This window comes from Rhizobacter sp. P5_C2, from assembly GCF_054049715.1.
In genome coordinates this window covers 17,170-33,815 of the sequence record NZ_JBFULV010000073.1, presented here as the reverse complement: position 1 = coordinate 33,815, position 16,646 = coordinate 17,170, and the positions used below count along the sequence as shown (strand labels likewise).

At 65.1% G+C, this 16,646-nt stretch carries 15 protein-coding genes and 1 pseudogene; 14 read left to right on the top strand and 2 right to left on the bottom strand.

Annotated elements, in window-relative coordinates; genetic code table 11:
- The first annotated feature begins 366 nt into the window (after nucleotides 1–366).
- The 4 genes from ACXJLU_RS23425 (at nucleotide 367) to ACXJLU_RS23410 (ending at nucleotide 2,309) form a co-directional block, all read left to right on the top strand.
- Nucleotides 367–1,020 carry a cytochrome b/b6 domain-containing protein gene (locus tag ACXJLU_RS23425; protein ID WP_457335115.1) on the top strand — a complete coding sequence of 218 codons (654 nt, stop codon included), beginning with the start codon at nucleotides 367–369 and terminating at the stop codon, nucleotides 1,018–1,020.
- Between the two features lie 11 nt (nucleotides 1,021–1,031).
- Nucleotides 1,032–1,823: a molybdopterin-dependent oxidoreductase gene (locus ACXJLU_RS23420; protein WP_457335113.1), complete on the top strand. Its 792-nt coding sequence runs from the start codon at nucleotides 1,032–1,034 to the stop codon at nucleotides 1,821–1,823.
- A 74-nt stretch (nucleotides 1,824–1,897) separates the two neighbouring features.
- Complete coding sequence (locus ACXJLU_RS23415; RefSeq protein ID WP_457335111.1) at nucleotides 1,898–2,044, top strand: pentapeptide MXKDX repeat protein; 147 nt, start codon at nucleotides 1,898–1,900, stop codon at nucleotides 2,042–2,044.
- Between the two features lie 124 nt (nucleotides 2,045–2,168).
- A complete protein-coding gene (locus tag ACXJLU_RS23410; RefSeq protein WP_457335109.1) occupies nucleotides 2,169–2,309 on the top strand; it encodes a hypothetical protein in 141 nt (46 codons plus the stop codon).
- A gap of 126 nt (nucleotides 2,310–2,435) precedes the next feature.
- On the opposite strand, the gene ACXJLU_RS23405 is transcribed toward ACXJLU_RS23410, so the two are convergent.
- Entirely contained in the window at nucleotides 2,436–3,407 is a 972-nt protein-coding gene (locus tag ACXJLU_RS23405) for a LysR family transcriptional regulator (protein ID WP_457335107.1), read from the bottom strand.
- A gap of 142 nt (nucleotides 3,408–3,549) precedes the next feature.
- On the opposite strand from ACXJLU_RS23405, the gene ACXJLU_RS23400 reads away from it, so the two are divergent.
- The 6 genes from ACXJLU_RS23400 (at nucleotide 3,550) to ACXJLU_RS23375 (ending at nucleotide 13,082) form a co-directional block, all read left to right on the top strand.
- Complete coding sequence (locus ACXJLU_RS23400; RefSeq protein WP_457335117.1) at nucleotides 3,550–4,569, top strand: TRAP transporter substrate-binding protein; 1,020 nt, start codon at nucleotides 3,550–3,552, stop codon at nucleotides 4,567–4,569.
- Between the two features lie 87 nt (nucleotides 4,570–4,656).
- Nucleotides 4,657–5,871 (top strand): fumarylacetoacetate hydrolase family protein, encoded by a 1,215-nt coding sequence (locus tag ACXJLU_RS23395; RefSeq protein ID WP_457335105.1) that lies wholly within the window; start codon nucleotides 4,657–4,659, stop codon nucleotides 5,869–5,871.
- A gap of 28 nt (nucleotides 5,872–5,899) precedes the next feature.
- Nucleotides 5,900–6,505, top strand: coding sequence for a TRAP transporter small permease (locus tag ACXJLU_RS23390; protein ID WP_457335103.1), 606 nt, complete (start codon nucleotides 5,900–5,902; stop codon nucleotides 6,503–6,505).
- A complete protein-coding gene (locus ACXJLU_RS23385) occupies nucleotides 6,502–7,779 on the top strand; it encodes a TRAP transporter large permease subunit (protein WP_457335101.1) in 1,278 nt (425 codons plus the stop codon). The genes ACXJLU_RS23390 and ACXJLU_RS23385 overlap by 4 nt, the downstream gene beginning before the upstream one ends.
- A gap of 67 nt (nucleotides 7,780–7,846) precedes the next feature.
- Nucleotides 7,847–10,639 carry an endo-1,4-beta-xylanase gene (locus ACXJLU_RS23380; RefSeq protein ID WP_457335099.1) on the top strand — a complete coding sequence of 931 codons (2,793 nt, stop codon included), beginning with the start codon at nucleotides 7,847–7,849 and terminating at the stop codon, nucleotides 10,637–10,639.
- 379 nt (nucleotides 10,640–11,018) lie between these two features.
- Nucleotides 11,019–13,082, top strand: a complete 2,064-nt coding sequence (locus ACXJLU_RS23375; protein ID WP_457335097.1) for a LamG-like jellyroll fold domain-containing protein — start codon at nucleotides 11,019–11,021, stop codon at nucleotides 13,080–13,082.
- Here the strand turns inward: ACXJLU_RS23375 and ACXJLU_RS23370 are convergent.
- Nucleotides 13,072–13,155, bottom strand: a pseudogene (locus ACXJLU_RS23370) (transposase domain-containing protein); the annotation flags it as partial. The gene ACXJLU_RS23375 and the pseudogene ACXJLU_RS23370 overlap by 11 nt on opposite strands.
- A gap of 446 nt (nucleotides 13,156–13,601) precedes the next feature.
- Between ACXJLU_RS23370 and ACXJLU_RS23365 the strand changes: the two are divergent.
- The 4 genes from ACXJLU_RS23365 to ACXJLU_RS23350 are packed head-to-tail and all read left to right on the top strand — an operon-like array spanning nucleotide 13,602 to nucleotide 16,630.
- A complete protein-coding gene (locus tag ACXJLU_RS23365) occupies nucleotides 13,602–14,645 on the top strand; it encodes a DUF2169 family type VI secretion system accessory protein (protein WP_457335095.1) in 1,044 nt (347 codons plus the stop codon).
- Nucleotides 14,638–15,693: a hypothetical protein gene (locus ACXJLU_RS23360; protein WP_457335093.1), complete on the top strand. Its 1,056-nt coding sequence runs from the start codon at nucleotides 14,638–14,640 to the stop codon at nucleotides 15,691–15,693. Before ACXJLU_RS23365 ends, ACXJLU_RS23360 begins: the two co-directional genes overlap by 8 nt.
- On the top strand, nucleotides 15,690–16,079 hold the full coding sequence (locus ACXJLU_RS23355) for a DUF4150 domain-containing protein (protein WP_073466525.1): 390 nt from the start codon (nucleotides 15,690–15,692) through the stop codon (nucleotides 16,077–16,079). The genes ACXJLU_RS23360 and ACXJLU_RS23355 overlap by 4 nt, the downstream gene beginning before the upstream one ends.
- Complete coding sequence (locus ACXJLU_RS23350) at nucleotides 16,025–16,630, top strand: hypothetical protein (RefSeq protein WP_143171567.1); 606 nt, start codon at nucleotides 16,025–16,027, stop codon at nucleotides 16,628–16,630. Before ACXJLU_RS23355 ends, ACXJLU_RS23350 begins: the two co-directional genes overlap by 55 nt.
- Nucleotides 16,631–16,646 lie beyond the last annotated feature (16 nt).

Here is a 16,646-nt window from a genome sequence, read left to right as displayed (position 1 = left end):
GGCGAAATGCCATTGCAAGGCCATTGATCTCTACATCGAGCATCACAACGCCGATCCCAAACCCTTCATCTGGACCGCCAGCGCCACAGACATCCTCGCCAAGGTCACCCGCGCCAAGGCAGCTCTCGATCGTGTCGCTAAATAGGTTCATTTAATTCAAGCGCACCACACTAGACCATCGAATGGCGCAGCCAACGCTGCGCTGCGCCGACGCTTCGAACCATCCTCGTCGCCATCGGACAGGCGTGGAGGTCGACCGAGGCTGTCTCGCACGATGGTCGCGAACGCTGTGTGAAGGGTGTTCCGGTCGGGGACGACCCGGCGGGAAGTAGCGTGTTGCGCGGCCGCTCGCGGCAAGGAAATGAAATGTTGTTCCACACTTACGAACCACCAACCGAAGGCCCAACAGTCGAAGTTTCCGGCGTCGGCCTGCGGATCGTGCAGGTGCACCCGGCCTGGCTGCGTGCCGCCCACTGGTTGAACCTCATCGCCGCGCTGATCATGGTGACCAGCGGCTGGCGCGTCTACAACGCTGCGCCCTTCTTTGAGTTTCGCTTTCCTTCCGAACTCACGATCGGTGGCTGGCTCGGCGGCGCCTTGCAATGGCATTTCGCCGGCATGTGGCTGCTGGTGCTGAACGGCCTCGTCTATCTCCTGCTGAACGTGGCTACGGGCCGGCTCAAGACGAAGTTCTTTCCGATCGTGCCGGCACAGATGTGGCACGACTTGACGCAAGCGCTGCGAGGCCGTCTCTCTCACTCGGACCCGCACCGCTACAACACCTTGCAGCGCATTGCATACCTGGGCGTGTGGCTGGACGTCGCCCTGCTCGTGATGTCGGGGCTGGTCTTGTGGAAGTCGGTGCAGTTCCACCTGCTTCGCGAACTGATGGGCGGCTACGAAAGCGCGCGTCGAGTGCACTTTTTCTCCATGGCCGCGCTGGTTGCGTTCGTCGCCCTCCATATCACGATGGTGGCGCTTGTGCCACGCACGCTTCTCGCGATGATTCGCGGCCGTTGAAGGTCAGACCCATGAAGCCGACAAAACGATCGATCGTCAGCAGAGTCGACGGCGACGCCGTCGTCAAAGAGGCAGCGACGCTCCTTTCGCGCCGCATGGAACAGCCTGCACGGCGTCTGTTCCTGCAGCGCTCCCTGACCTTGGGGGGTGTCGCGATGCTCAGCGGCTGCAGCCTCACCGACGGCAACAGCATCGAGAAGGCCCTGCAAGGCATCTCGCGCTTCAACGATCGTGTACAGGGCGCCTTGTTCGATCCGAGCCAACTGGCTCCGACCTATTCCCACTCGACGATCGTCCAGCCGTTCCCGTTCAACGCCTACTACGGCGAAGACGAGATCCGTGAAGTCGATGGCGACGACTGGCGGCTGGAGGTGACCGGGCTGGTCGCCGACAAGCGAACCTGGAGCCTCGCCGATCTGCACGCGATGCCGCAAGAAGCACACGTGACTCGACATATCTGCGTCGAAGGATGGAGTGCGATCGGTCAGTGGAGCGGTGTGCCGTTCGCGCATTTTCTGAGGCGCGTGGGTGCCGACCTGAGCGCGAGGTACGTAGGCTTCAAGTGCGCGGATGACTACTACACGAGCGTCGACATGCCCACCGCCTTGCATCCGCAGACCAACCTGGCGCTGGCCTGCAACGGCACCACTCTGCTGCCGCGCAACGGGTACCCACTGAAGCTGCGCATTCCGACCAAGCTCGGATACAAGAACCCGAAGCACATCCGGTCCATCTTCGTCACCAACACCTATCCCGGGGGCTACTGGGAAGACCAGGGATACAACTGGTTCGGAGGCAGCTGAGTCCGTCTGGCTCAGGTGCCCTGATCAACTGGCGGACTGCCACTCTTTCACTTCAACCACATCGAGGAATCGTTATGAACAAGATCATCGCCACCGCCCTTTCCGCTTGCATGTTCGCTGCCGGAGGGAGCGCGTTGGCGCAAGACGCGATGAAGAAGGACGCGATGGCCAAGGACGGCATGAAGAAAGACGACATGGCCAAGGACGAGATGAAGAAGTAATCGCGCCCCACGGTCCTTAACATCGGTGCCAGAGTGGCACCTGGTGTGAAGGCCAGTTTTGCGTGGCGGATTCAGCCGGTCGAGGCAACACACTAACCACTGCTCAGGCAGAAGGAGTGTTGCAATGAAGTACCCCACCTGCACCTGCACCTGCACCTGCACCTGCAACCCCAAACGCATTGCCAGCATGACGTACGACGCCGGACACAGCCTGCTGCTTATGGGCGCCACCGACGACGGCCTCTGGCGGATGGTCACCAAATGATGGCGGATGCGCTGCTGCCGAATGCATTGAAGAACGAGAACCCGCTGGGCATCGAGCGACTGGTGAACGGCGAGGAGACGCGCGACCGCGTGGCCTGAGATCGCGCCCGGACCTCGAGACCGCGCCCTACACGCTGTCTGCAGCCTGGCCTGCGAGGGTGCGGATGACGTACATGAAGGCCTGCACTGAGGTGCTGGGCTGCTCACCTTGCAGTGTGATCATCCCGAAGTCGGGCATGCGGTCTGGAAGCTCTGAGGCGATGCGCGTAAGAAGCCCACGCCGCACGTACTTGTCGACAAGCGCTGCGGGCTGCAGCGACAGCATGTTCGTGCTCTGCAGGAGCTCCAGCGCGAACAGGAATGACGGGGTTTCCACGATCCCGGAGGTGAGCGACAGGCCGGTGCTGCTGAAGATGTCATCCGACACCCTGCGCAGCGCCGTAGACATCGGATAGAGGATCCAGGGCCAGTGCGACAGTTCCACCCACCCAGGTGCGTGGTTTCCGCGCAGCGGGTGGTGCACACCCGCCGTGATCTGCAGGCCCTCGTCGGAGAGCTTCTCGTACTGGAACTGGGCGCGCTGCGACTCGTCGGTGAAGCGGCCGATCATGATGTCGATCTTGCGTTCGGCGAGCCAGATGATCAGCTGGTCGCTGCTCTGCTCGAGCACCTTCACGACGAGCAGCGGCCTCAGGCGCTGAAGCTCGGCAACCGCGGCAATCAGCAGGTGTGCGGCCGAACCCGAGATGGCGCCGATCGACAAGTGGCCATGGCCACCCTGCTTGAGCGTGCTGAACTCGTCGACGAACTTGCGATGGCCGTCCAGGGCCGCGTGCGCATAGCGCAAGGTGAAGAGGCCCAGCTCATTCGGCCGCATGCCGCGCGGCAGGCGATCGAACAGGCGCGACTCCAGCATCTCCTCGATGTCCACCAACACCTTGGTCGCGGCCGGCTGGGTGATGTGCATCTGCTCGGCCGTCAGGCGCAGATTTCGCGTCTTTCCGAGGATGTCGAGGAACTGCAGGTGCCTGAAACGCAGTCGCGAGACCTGCGCCAGCGCCAAGGGTTTCCCAGAAGGCTTGTCCGAACTCATCAGCATTTGGAATGGATGCTAGCGAAAAAGTCAGTGGACCGTGAACGGGGACTCTCCTAGCCTTCAGCCCCATCAAGAACCGCCCGACAGAGGGCCGGCGCGTCACAGCAGGGTGGGCGCGCCTGACGTACAACCTTTCGGAGACATCATGAAAATGCAATCACTTTGCGTGGCCGCAGCATTGCTGGCCACTCTGGCGGGCCCCGCTTCGGCACAGGTCAAGGACCACGTGTTCAAGGTTGGTACCGGCCTGAGCGAAGACCACCCCCAGGCAAAGGCGCTCAAGTACTTCGCGGACCAGCTGGCGGCCAAGAGCGGCGGCAAGATGACGGCGAGGGTCTTCACCAGTGGCTCGCTGGGCAACGACATCAGCATGACGTCCGCGCTGCGGGGCGGCACGCTCGAGATGACCATCCCCGACAGTTCCACGCTGGTGTCGCTGATCAAGCCCTTCGGCGTGCTGAACCTGCCCTTGACATTCAACAATGAGAAGGAGGCCGATGCGGTGCTGGACGGACCCTTCGGCCAGAAGCTGCTGGCCACGTTGCCGGACAAGGGACTGATTGGTCTGGGCTTCTGGGAGAACGGCTTCCGGCACGTCACCAACTCGCGCCGCCCGGTGCTGCGCGCGGAGGACCTCGCTGGCCTGAAGCTGCGCGTCATCCAGAGCCCGCTGTTCCTGGACACCTTCAACACCTTGGGTGCCAATGCAACCCCCATGCCCTTCACGGAGCTGTACACCGCGATGGAGCAGGCGGCGGTGGATGGGCAGGAGAACCCGGCAGCGACCATCCTCGCCAGCAAGTTCTACGAGGTGCAGAAGCACATGGTGCTGTCGCGCCACATGTACAGCGCCTGGGTGCTGCTGTTGTCCAAGAAAACCTGGGACGGCCTCTCGGCCGACGAACGCAAGATCGTTCAGGACGCGGCCCGAGACGCCACGTTGTATGAGCGCAAGACCATCCGCGCATTTTCCGAGACGGCCTTGGCCGACCTCAAGAAGGCCGGCATGCAGGTCACCGAGCTGCCGCCGACTGAACACGCGAAGATGCAGGCCAAGCTGCAGCCCGTGCTGGCCAAGTTCAGCAAGGAGTTCGGCGAGGATACGACGGCCGAGCTGAACGGTGAGCTGGCCAAGGTGCGCGGCGGCACGACTGCCGCGAAGTAGCCCGTTCCTCGTGGGGGCGGCGCAGCCACCCTCCATCCACGCTTCTCTCTCGCGACCACGACCACGGCCAACGCCGAGGAAACCAGAATGAGTTCAACGACAACGGCGCTGCCGGTGCGCGCCGATGGCATGCACACCGTGCTGCCACAGGACGGCCTGGCCGGCACGTTGGTAGGGCGTGTCTGGCGCGCGGGCGCGCCGGCCGGCCCGTCCGTGGTGGTGCTGCGGCCGGAGGGTGTCTTCGACCTGAGCCGGCACTTCCCCACCATGAGCACGCTGCTCGACACGGCCCAGCCGGCGCAAGCCGTTCGGTCGGTGCCCGGGGAGTTGCTCTGCAGCGTCGAGGGGTTGCTCGACAACAGCGGTTCCGCTCGCCGGGACGACTCGGCACCCTGGCTGTTGGCGCCGTGCGACCTGCAGGTGATCAAGGCCGCTGGCGTGACCTTCGCCTCGAGCATGATCGAGCGCGTGATCGAGGAGCAGGCGGGTGGCGACCCCAGCCGTGCACAGGGCCTGCGCAGCCAGGTGTTGGCGCTGATCGGCACCAGCCTGGCCGACATCCGCCCCGGCTCGCCGCAGGCGCAGGCGCTGAAGCAACTCCTGCAGCAGAAGAAGCTGTGGTCGCAGTACCTGGAAGTCGGCATCGGGCCCGATGCCGAGGTCTTTACCAAGGCCCCGGTGCTCGCGGCGGTGGGACACGGCCAGGACATCGGCATCCGCGCCGATTCGCGATGGAACAACCCGGAGCCGGAGGTGGTGCTGGCCGTCAACGGCCGCGGCGGCATCGCCGGGGCCGCGCTTGGCAACGATGTCAACCTGCGCGACATCGAGGGCCGCAGCGCGCTGCTGCTCGGCAAGGCCAAGGACAACAACGCGTCCTGTGCCATCGGCCCGTTCATCCGATTGTTCGACGACAGCTTCGGCCTGGACCAGTTGCGCCGCGAGACCGTCCACCTGCATGTCGTGGGTGATGACGGCTTCACGCTGCGCGGCATCAACACCATGGCCAGCATCAGCCGTGACCCGGTCGACCTGGTGGCGCAGACGACGGCCTGCCACCAGTACCCCGACGGCTTCATGCTGTTCCTGGGCACGCTGTTCGCGCCCACTGAAGACCGCGATGAGCCGGGCGGCGGCTTCACCCACAAGTTGGGCGACGTGGTCACCATCCACAGCCACTGGCTGGGCGGCTTGCAGAACCGGGTGACGCACTGCGAGGCCGCGCCGCCCTGGCGCTTCGGCCTGCGCGCGCTCTTCGGCAACCTGGCCGCTCGCGGCCTGCTGCAGGGGGGCCGGTTGTGATGGCCGCCCTGCACCTCGGGACGGCGCCATGATCGACAGCACCATCGATCGGTTCTGCCGCGCCTTGGACCTGCTGATCGCAGCGGCACTCGCAGTAATGGTCGTGCTCGTGTTCGGCAACGTCGTGCTGCGATACGCCTTCAACTCGGGCATCGCCGTCAGCGAGGAAGTCTCGCGCTGGCTCTTCGTGTGGCTGTGCTTCATGGGCGCGGTGGTGGCGCTCAAGGAAGGTGGGCACCTCGGCACCGACATGCTGGTGTCGCGACTTCCGGTGGCCGGCAAGAAGGCCTGCCTGTTGCTGGGCCACCTGCTCATGCTGTACGTGACCTGGCTGTTCCTCGACGGCAGCTGGCAGCAGGCCCGCATCAACCTCGACGTGGCAGCGCCCGTGACCGGTACACCGATGGCGGTCTTCTATGCCTCGGGCGTGATCTTCTCGGTCTGCGCCGGCATCCTGCTGCTGTTGCAGCTCGCGCGCCTGCTGACGGGCCACCTCTCGGAGGGCGAGCTCGTGAGGATCAAGGAGTCGGAAGAGCAGGCCGAACTCGAGACCCTGCAGGCCGAGCTGGTGCGCAACGACGCGCAGCCTGCGCACCCCCGTCCTGGTGACGTACCCCACGGGCCACGCGCATGACCGTCTTCATCTTCCTCGGCAGTCTGCTCGGCGCGATGGCGCTCGGCATTCCCATCGCCTACGCCTTGCTGGCCAGCGGCGTGGCCCTGATGTGGCACCTGGACCTGTTCGACGCGCAGATCCTGGCGCAGAACTTGATCAACGGTGCCGACAGCTTTCCCTTGCTGGCCGTGCCCTTCTTCATGCTGGCCGGCGAGATCATGAACGTCGGCGGGCTGTCGCAGCGCATCGTCAACTTCGCGCTGGCGCTCGTCGGCCACGTCAAGGGCGGGCTGGGCTACGTGGTGATCCTCGCGGCCTGCCTGCTGTCGGCCTTGTCGGGCTCGGCCGTGGCCGACGCAGCCGCGCTGACGGCGCTGCTGCTGCCCATGATGATCAAGGCGGGGCACGACAAGCGGGTCTCGGGCGGGCTGATCGCGGCGTCGGGTGTCATCGGTCCCATCATTCCGCCGAGCATCGGCTTCGTCATCTTCGGCGTTGCCGCCAACGTGTCGATCAGCAAGCTGTTCATCGCCGGGATCGTCCCCGGCATCATGATCGGCCTGGCACTGGCGTTGACTTGGTGGTGGGTGGGCCGCAAGGAGGCGCTGGTGCTCCCCCAGCGAAAGACCCGGGCCGAGATACTGATGGCGGCACGCGGGTCTTTGTGGGCGCTGATGCTGCCCGTGTTCATCCTGGTGGGCCTGCGCATGGGCGTGTTCACGCCCACCGAAGCGGCGGTTGTCGCGGCCGTCTACGCCCTGTTCGTCTCCACGGTGGTGTACCGCGAGCTGAAGCTGCAGGCGCTGGTGCGCATCTTCGTCACGGCGGCCCGCACCACGGCGGTGGTGATGTTCCTGGTGGCGTCGGCGATGGTGTCGGCCTGGCTGATCACGGTGGCCAACCTGCCCACGCAGGTGGTGGACCTGCTGCGCCCGCTGCTGGACAACCAGACGCTGCTCATGATCGCCATCATGCTGCTGGTGATGCTGGTGGGCACGGCCATGGACATGACGCCCACCATCCTGATCTTGACGCCGGTGCTGATGCCTCTGATCAAGGCAGCCGGCATCGATCCCGTCTACTTCGGCGTGCTTTTCATCATCAACAACTCCATCGGCCTGGTGACGCCGCCGGTGGGCACCATCCTCAACGTCGTGGCCGGTGTCGRCCGCATGAAGATGGACGAGGTCACGCGCGGGGTGCTGCCGTTCATGGTGGCCCAGTTCGCGATGCTGTTCGTCATGGTCCTCTTCCCGCAGACGGTGCTCGTGCCGCTGCGCTGGTTCTATTGAAGTCCTGGTTCAACCCTGCGCTCGCACGAGCGCTTCCCCGTTCCACCGAATCATTGAAAGGATGGGAATGAACTCCAGCAGCCTGATCTTCAAGGGCCTCGCGGCCCTCCCGGCGGCACTGACGATGGCGGCCGCCGCCCTGGCGGCTGACCGACCCGCGAATCCCGCGGACTGGCCGGCGCTGAAGGAGGTCTACAAGAACCACTTCCTCATCGGCAGCACGAATCTCAACGCCGCGAACTTCGGCGCGAACGTCGTGCCGGGCGAGGATTCGGTCGCGGCCATGACCGTGAAGCACTTCAACGCGGTGACGCCCAGCAACGCGATGAAGCCTGAGTTCTGGAGTGGCGGCATCGCCGACCCCGCCCCGGGTTTCCTGACCAACTTCACCTCGGGCATCAACGTGGACATCGGTGCCGCCAACACGCGCGGCGTCAAGGTGACCGGCCATACGCTCCTGTGGCACAACCAGTCGGCGCAATGGCCCGCCGCCAACGTCCTGACCCCGAACGGTGGATGGGAGACACCGTGGGACTACGCCATGGCCAAGACGAGCCTGGAGTACTACATCCGGATCGTGGCCGGCCATTTCGATCGGTCACCCCAAAAGACCTACGCCTGGGACGTCGTCAACGAGGCGTTCAAGGACAACCCCGAGAACCCGGCGGACTGGCGCAACGCGCTGCGCACCGGCTACAACCCGGAAGAGCGGCCTTCCCGCTGGGCCCAGGCATACGCCAAGGGCGGCAAGAGCTGGGACTACATGTACGACGCGTTCTTCCACGCCCGCCAGAACACGACGGCGCTGCTGAACTACAACGACTTCAACGACGACGAGCGGGCCTCGAAGGCCACCGCGATCGCGTCGATGGTCAAGGAGTTCAACGAACGCTACGCCGCCGAGTCGGCTGCCGGCAGGGGCCGGGTCCTGTACGACGAAAGGGGCAAGCCCAGGCCGCTGGTCGATGTCATCGGGACCCAGGGCCACTGGGACATGAGGCTCAACCTGGACGCCTTCGAGAGGACCCTCAAGACCTATCTCGAGCTCGGCGTGAGCGTCGACCTGACCGAACTCGACCTGGCGCCGACCCTGGGCCTGGACAAGGCCCAGCGCATCCAGAACGGCCCCGAGATGAACGCGCTGTTTCTTGAGCAGGGCGTGCAGTACGCGAAGCTCTTCAGCCTGCTCAAGGAGTACGCCGCCGGCCCGGGCGGTCGCCACCCGCACTACAAGGGCGGCGTGCACCGGGTCACCTGGTGGGGCATGACGGACCCGGGGTACCACACCAACGGCTATCCGTGGTCGGCCGTCGGCCAGCCCAAGGAAGCGTACTGGGCCACCACGAACCCGGAGCAGTACCTCATCGATGCAGGCTTGCCGCCGAACGGTGTGAAGGCGACCTTCCGCTACGGCGGGGAGATCTTCGAGGCCAGGACCTGGGGCGGCAAGAGCGCGCACGCGATGCTCGACATCCACGTGCCGGTGGGAACGCGGCACGTCGCCTTCGGCGCGCACGATGTCTCCCTGCCTCCTGGGTACGCCGTCGAGAACATGACCTTCAACCCGCCCGACTGCGCGGTGGTGCCCGGCAAGCCTTGCCATGTGACGGTGACCGCGCGGGGCCCGGCGCCAGCCGCTGCCTATCGGAACGTGGGGGTGGAGAACACCGCCACCTTCGTCCTGTCCTTCGGGCACATGACCGTTTCGTGGATGGACGCGCCGAACGCCTTGGCGTCGCCCTTGTCCTATGCCGAAGTCCGGTTCAGCGATGGCGACACCCGGTTCAAGCAGTACAAGACCTATTACGCAGCCGACGGCATGGCACGGGCATCCGGTGCGCGCGACATGAAAGTGGTGCAGAAACACGGTCGCGAGACGCTCATCCTGTCGCCGCACGATCCCATCTCCGGGCCCCTGGGACTTCGCTTGGCCAAGGACCCGTCGACCGAGAAGGCATGGCGGCTCGTGAAGCGCTTCGAACCCGGCAGGACCTACATGGTGGCGTCCGCGACGACGGCACCGCATGACACCGGAGAACTCCGGACGAACGTGCTGACGAACAGGAGCAAGCCGGCGACGAGCACCTCGCCCGAATCGCTGTCCCGCACGCCCGTCGTGCTGCGTGGCGACACGCTGCTTCCGTTGCGCAACTCGAATGCGCCGACGAGCGAGCCGGCGCTGGCCCAGGACAACCACAAGTTCGTCTTCGAGGAGTCGAAGAGCCCCGCCGCCGGACCGTATGCGGCCGAGACCGGTCACACGATGGAAAGCTACATCCACGGCTCCAACGTGTACCCGCACCTCCTATTCAGGGGCAACGGCGCCACTGGCACGGTGGTGGCGGGCCAGTATTCGCTGATCACTCGACAGACGAACGGCCAGGAGGGTTCGCAGATCGCCGAACGGGTGTTGGACCAGGCGGTGTGGTTCAACACGCCTGTCGACCCGAGAACCGGTGAGATGAAGATGTTCCAGTACGCCGGCAGCAGCGCCAGCCCGCAGCACTACGTGCTGAACGAAGTGGCGGACGGCACCACGCCGAACCGCGACGCGAACAACGCCATCAGCCAACGGCAGGGCTCGGTGGGCGGGTTCGTCGCCCTGCAGGCGGGAAGTCCGCAGGAGGGCAGCGGCGTCAAGCTGTACGCCTTCGAGATCCAGCCGTACCTTCCGGGCGATGTGGACGGTGACGGCCAGTTGACGTGCGCCGATGCATCGGCCGCGGCAAGCTCGCTCTGGAAGCGCGCGGGTCAGCATGGCTATCTCCGCAACGCCGACCTGGATCAGGATGGGTTCGTGGAGATGCGCGATGTGCTTGCTGTTCTGCAGCTGCTTCCGCCGCACATGCACTGTCGGTGAGTGGTCCTGGCGCGTGGAGATGCGGGCAGTAGTGGCCGGTTCAGCCGGTGGGGACACCCGGTACTCTGCATCGGGTGCTTTCGCTTCTGGACGGCCCGCTGGCAGAAGGTCCCGTGACGGCCGCCGACTGTTCGTGTCGTTTCGCTCATGCGAAGCGACCTGTCCGCGGTGCTGGTGGCGCTGGAGGGCACGCGACGCGGGCGAGTGAGCGTCGAGCACGTCCTGAACGTACTGGGCCGGTTGAACGCGGGGCCGCGAAGCAGGGTCACGGACTGATCTGTCATCGCGAGGCTGCGGTGCCCGCGTTTCAGGGGCATGTTCACAGCGGCGACATGGCGCCCACATAGGCTTGCGGCTTTCCCTCCCGACGGAGCAAAGCTTGTCAGATTCTTCCACTCGACCCCACACCGCGCAGCGCCCACTGGACCCGGATCGACGCAAGTTGATCAAGATGGGACTGGCTCTTCCCGCCCTCAGCACCGGTTCGCTCCTTGCCGCATGCGGGGGCGGTTCCGACTCGACGGACACCGTGCCGCCTGCGTCCCGGCAGGTTTCCAGCTTCGGGCTCGTCGTGCTGCCCGACACCCAGTTCTACTCGCGTTATGCCACCGAGGAGACCGGCAACCAGTTCGACAAGCGCTACGGCAGCACGCCCTACCTGGCGCAGACGCAGTGGATCGTCGACAACGCAGCCGCATTGAAGATCCCCTTCGTCATCCACGTGGGCGATGTCGTCGATCAAGTTCAGAAGCCGCAGCAATGGCAGGTCGCGGATCGGGCCATGAAGGTGCTGGAGGACAAGAAGCTGCCGTATTCGATCCTGGCTGGCAATCACGACGTGCTGAGTGACATCGGCTACGAAGGCGACCAATCCGCAGGCACCGATGCCCAACGCGTACTGACCGATGAGCCGTATCTCCAATGGTTCGGCACCGAGCGTGCGAAGAAGCAAAGCACGTTCGGCGCACGTGACCCCAGTGGTTTCCACGAGTACCACGTCTTTGCCGCCGAGGGGCAGCGCTTTCTGGTGTTGTCGATGTCATGGCGCGCTTCCGACAACGGCATCGCGTGGGCCAACGGCGTGTTGAAGGCGAATCCCACCTTGCCGGCCATCCTGGTCAACCACGAACTGATCCGGATCGACGCGGACGGCGTTTCTCCGCTCGAGGTCGGCTACGGGCTCATGCTCTGGGAGCAACTGATCAAGCGCAACGACCAGATCTTCATGACCGTCAACGGCCACTTTCACGGCTCGGCCCGCATGACCAAGATCAACGACTTCGGGAACGCCGTCGAAGAAATGGTGGTCGACTATCAGATGGCCTATCAAGGCGGCAATGGGCTGTTGCGCTTCTATGAATTCGACCTGACCCACAACGAGATCAAGGCCCTGTCTTTCTCGCCCTGGGTCCGGAACAAGCCCTCCGCCACCCTGAATGCCTTCGACCAGGTGATGCTGCGTGACGGCAACAACGAGTTCGTGATCAAGATGGACTTTGCCCGCCGCTTTGCGGGCTTCGCGCCGGATTTCAAGGTCGCCGCGCCAAGCACCACATCGCTCGCAACCGTGGCCACGTCGATGATGCTCGATGGCTTCAAGGGCATTGTCGAGGTGCCGGCCGTTGCGCCTGCGAACGTCGAGGACTATCCGCATGTGGCCGAGACGGTTGCTCACTGGCGCTTCTTCGGTGGCACCGACGGCACGGCGCTTGCCGACCGCCAGGTCATCGCCGATGCCTCGGGCCGTGCCGCTCACCTGACGCGGGCGGCGCTGACCGAGCCTGCCGGCAATGCGGCGCAGTTGTCGGATCTCCAGTGGAGCCACGACCACCACCGGCTGTCGTCGGCCACCGGGAGCGTGCACTTCAGCAACACGGAGGGTTCGCGCCTGAGCTACTTCATGACCGATGCCGCGGCGGCCTTGAACAGCGCCACCTTCGACGCGACCGGCTACACCATCGAGGCATTCATCAAGCTCGACAAGTCCTGGACCACCCGCAATGCCTGGATGAACATCATGACGCGAGGCGGGTGGAACCGCAATTTCCCGGGATTCCAGGGATGGGATGCCTCGCCGCCCGTGCAATTTGCCATCTCCAACCTGAAGGAGGTGCAGTTCGAGGTCATTCCCCAACTGCCGGCACCGGATTCGGCGCGTGCCAACTGGTCCGGCGAGATCCTGCTGGACAGCTGGCTGCATGTTGCCGTCGTCAACGACCCGGTCGCCAAGGAGACGACCCTGTATGTGGAGGGCGCGCCCGTCCTGCGCAACACCATCGACACCGTCGGCCTGGCCTCGCAAGGTTTGCCGTGGGTGGTGGGGGCAGGCTACTACCAGGGCAATGGCCCCGGGGGCGGATTCCTGGGTGGCATGGGCGAGGTCCGCATTGTGGCCAAGCCATTGCCGCCATCACAGTGGCTGACGGCTCGCGCACGGCCCTGAGGAAGGCGTACGGGTCGTGTCCATTCAGCTTGGCCGGCTGAATCAGGCTCATGGGGGCTGCCGCTGACCGGCCAACTTGTTCAGTGGCTTCATCGGCGGGCGCAAGGCTCCTGCGTTGCATGGATCGGGTCAACATGACTTCGCTGTGCGCTTGCGACTGGCTGACCCTAGCCGAGAACGCTGCGCACGTGAAAGTCCGCTGCGCGTCGCAGACCTGTCCACCGATTGCTACTCCTGCCAGTTGGCAGCATTCGGTGTCCAGCCACAAGCAGGCATTCGCAAATTCCCACTGCTTCCGGCAACCACCCTAGTCAGTCGCCCCGAACGGAGCACGTTGCTGTGCCCGTCCCCGGATCGACGTGGTCGGTGGCCTCGAGATTGGCCAAGGTCTCCATCGGGATCTCCACGGGGATTCGGATATCGCACGGGGGCGCTGCACACCACCACGCTGACTTACGTCACTTGGAGGGACCGCCCGAGTACCTAGACTCCGTCGCAGTATCGTTTGCGCACTCGGGGATGTGGACTCTGATCAACCAAACGCCCTTCGCGGCCGAACGCACCTTCGTGACCGACGAACGCGGTGCCGATGTGATGCTGGTGCTCGTGAAGGCCAGCTATCAGCTGATGCCTGACGGTCGCACCGAGGTGGATCCGCAGCAACTGCCTGTGTTCTTCGAGCCTCGTTTTCGCGGCGATCCGCACGTCTCATCGCTGCTGTCCGAAAGCGACCTGGATTTCCCGAAGCGGACCACCGACGTGCTGCTCGTCGGCTCGGCTCACGCGCCCGGCGGCGTTCCCTGCACGGAGGTCGAGGTGTCGATGCAGGTCGGTCCGGTGCGCAAGGCGCTGCGCGTCGTCGGGGATCGGGTGTGGAAATCCGGACTGCTCGGACCGCGTCCCGGCCCGCCCGTGCCGTTCGTGACGATGCCGATCACCTACGAGCGTGCGTTCGGCGGCCGCGAACAAGGCTCGCCGACACAGTTCGAACCTCGCAATCCCGTCGGCACGGGGTTTGCGCGCCACGCCGAGGGCATGCATGGGCAGCCGGTGGCCAACGTGTCATACGCAGGCCACGAGTTCGCACGCTGGGACGAGCGCCCGGCACCGGCGGGTTTCGGCCCGGTGGCCCGCCACTGGCAGCCTCGCGCCGGACATGCGGGCACCTTCGACCTGGCATGGGAGCAAGAACGCTTTCCACTGAGGCCTCTGGATTTTGATCTGCGGTTCCACCAGAGCGCGCCGGCCGACCAACAGCCGGCCACGTTCCTGAAGGGCAACGAGCCCGTCGAGCTTCGCAACCTCACACCGTCGGGTCACATGGCCTTCCGATTGCCCTACGAGAGCCTGGTCTTCCGCTCCCGCCTCGACGGTGCGCTCGTCGACCAGCCTGCCCAGCTGTACGCGGTGGTGCTGGAGCCCGACGTGTCGCGCCTCGTGATGCTCTGGGCCTCGGCCTTGCCCTGCCACGGCAAGAAATATCGGCTGGAGCGCACCGTCGTGCTGCGCAAGCCACGCGTCACGCTCGCATCGCTTCCTTCGCGGGCGGTTGCGCATGGCTGAATCGCCACACCTCGTCGGGCTGGGAGCACGAACGCCGGTAGGGCTGTCGCTTCCGGCGGCGAGCGCCGCGGTGCGCGCGGGCATCGCGGTATTCGGTGATCACGCCTACATGGTCGATTCGCATGGTGCACCGGTGCTCGTGGCCGCAGACGCACTGCTGCCGGCCGACATGCCGTTGACTGACCGCCTGGGCGAGATGTGCAGCGCTGCCGCGCAAGAGGCCACGCAATCGCTGCCGGCCGGGTGCCCCGTCCACGTGATGCTGGCGCTGCCGCCGCCGGATCGGCCGGGCGTGGAACCCGGGTTGGCTCAGCGTGTCTGGGCGGCCATCGACGCGGCGCTGCAAGGGCAAGTCGTCTACCGCTCGCGCAGCGTCGTCGCCGAGGGTCATGCGGGCGCACTGCGGGCCTTGGCAGGTGGCCTGAGCCTGCTGCACGACGATCCGCAAGCGCTGGTGCTGGTGGTGGCTGCCGACTCGTACCTGACCGCCGATGCGCTGGAGTGGCTGGAGCAAGGCCATCAGCTTTACCACGACGGCAATCCATGGGGCTTCATTCCCGGTGAGGCTGCTGGTGCCGTCCTGTTGGGCTCGCAGCGGCTTGTGTCCCACCTGCAGTTGCCCAGTTGGGGTCGATTGCTGTCCTGCGGTGCTGCGGTCGAGCACAACCTCATCAAGACCGAGCAGGTGTGCCTGGGCCAGGGCCTGACCGACGCGTTGCGCGTTGCGCTCAACCGGTTGCCCGAAGGCCGTCTCGTCGATCGCATGGTCTGCGACCTGAACGGCGAGCCCTACCGTGCCGACGAGTACGGCTACACCCGCGTGCGCCTCTCGCGGGTGCTGTCCGATCCCGGCGCCTTCCTGACGCCGGCGGAAAGCTGGGGCGACGTCGGTGCAGCCTCCGGAACGCTCTTCGTCGGGCTGGCTGCGATGGCCGCCACGCGCGCCCCGGACCACGGCGGTCACGTATTGGTATGGACGGGGTCCGAGAGTGGCCTGCGGACTGCCGCGCTGCTGGACCTTGAAACACCACAAAGGAGTCGTGCATGAGCGTCACTGTCTCGGTCAACTCGCTTTCCTTGTCGCACAAGGGCGCCAACGGCATTGCCGCGGCAACCGTGCCCGATGTCTGCAAGACCCCCTCCCCGGGGGGCCCGGTGCCGATCCCTTATCCGAACATCGCCCGCTCCGCGAGCCTCACCGACGGCACGACCACGGTGAAGGCCGACGGCGGCAACATGTGCGCGAACAAGGGCTCGAAGTACGCCAGCAGCAACGGCGACGAGGCGGGCACGGCCGGTGGCGTGAAGTCGGGCGTCAACATGAAGGCAGCCCAGTGGATCTCATACTCCATGAACGTGAAGCTGGAAGGCCAGGCCGCGTGCCGCTTGTCGGACAAGATGACCAGCAACAACGAGAACACGGTGAGTCTCTGATGAACATCGAGTCCGCTGTCGTCGGCGATGCCCCCGCGGTCTGCGAGATCCAGTGCAAGGTCAACACCAGCGCCAAGAGGAATTGGGATTGCTGCGACCTGAAGCAGTTCTGTGCCAAGCTCGATTCGATCAACGAGCTGGGCGGGTGGGGCAAGCTCACCACCGATCCGGCCAGGATCCAGGACCGGAATGCGGCGCGCGGCGAAGCACTGTTCCGGCAGCGCTGGAATGAAGCGCCACTGGCTTGGCAGCCGATCCAGCACAAGTTCTATCACCCGTGCGCGTTCAGGCGGGCCGCTGCGACCGAGTTCCAGATGAACACCCGGGATTGGAACCCGGACCATGTCCACGACCTCCAATTCGGCGGCGCGGCGACCGACTTCAAGAACTTCAAGTGGCTGTCATCCAGCGTCAACAAGTCCCTCGGCCAGACGCTGACGCCGTACGACCCGGATCAGCATCCGGGCGGAGTCTCGGCCGACTGCTGTCCTGCCGAGGAAACTCACTGTCCGCCGAGCAAGGACGACACCGAGAACATTCTTGCCGCCTGATCTTGGCCCCTTGACC

Coding starts and splice junctions, on each gene's coding strand:
- ACXJLU_RS23425 (WP_457335115.1), top strand. CDS start 367: ATGTTGTTCCACACTTACGAACCACCAACCGAAGGCCCAACAGTCGAA.
- ACXJLU_RS23420 (WP_457335113.1), top strand. CDS start 1,032: ATGAAGCCGACAAAACGATCGATCGTCAGCAGAGTCGACGGCGACGCC.
- ACXJLU_RS23415 (WP_457335111.1), top strand. CDS start 1,898: ATGAACAAGATCATCGCCACCGCCCTTTCCGCTTGCATGTTCGCTGCC.
- ACXJLU_RS23410 (WP_457335109.1), top strand. CDS start 2,169: ATGAAGTACCCCACCTGCACCTGCACCTGCACCTGCACCTGCAACCCC.
- ACXJLU_RS23405 (WP_457335107.1), bottom strand. CDS start 3,407: ATGCTGATGAGTTCGGACAAGCCTTCTGGGAAACCCTTGGCGCTGGCG.
- ACXJLU_RS23400 (WP_457335117.1), top strand. CDS start 3,550: ATGAAAATGCAATCACTTTGCGTGGCCGCAGCATTGCTGGCCACTCTG.
- ACXJLU_RS23395 (WP_457335105.1), top strand. CDS start 4,657: ATGAGTTCAACGACAACGGCGCTGCCGGTGCGCGCCGATGGCATGCAC.
- ACXJLU_RS23390 (WP_457335103.1), top strand. CDS start 5,900: ATGATCGACAGCACCATCGATCGGTTCTGCCGCGCCTTGGACCTGCTG.
- ACXJLU_RS23380 (WP_457335099.1), top strand. CDS start 7,847: ATGAACTCCAGCAGCCTGATCTTCAAGGGCCTCGCGGCCCTCCCGGCG.
- ACXJLU_RS23365 (WP_457335095.1), top strand. CDS start 13,602: ATGTGGACTCTGATCAACCAAACGCCCTTCGCGGCCGAACGCACCTTC.
- ACXJLU_RS23360 (WP_457335093.1), top strand. CDS start 14,638: ATGGCTGAATCGCCACACCTCGTCGGGCTGGGAGCACGAACGCCGGTA.
- ACXJLU_RS23355 (WP_073466525.1), top strand. CDS start 15,690: ATGAGCGTCACTGTCTCGGTCAACTCGCTTTCCTTGTCGCACAAGGGC.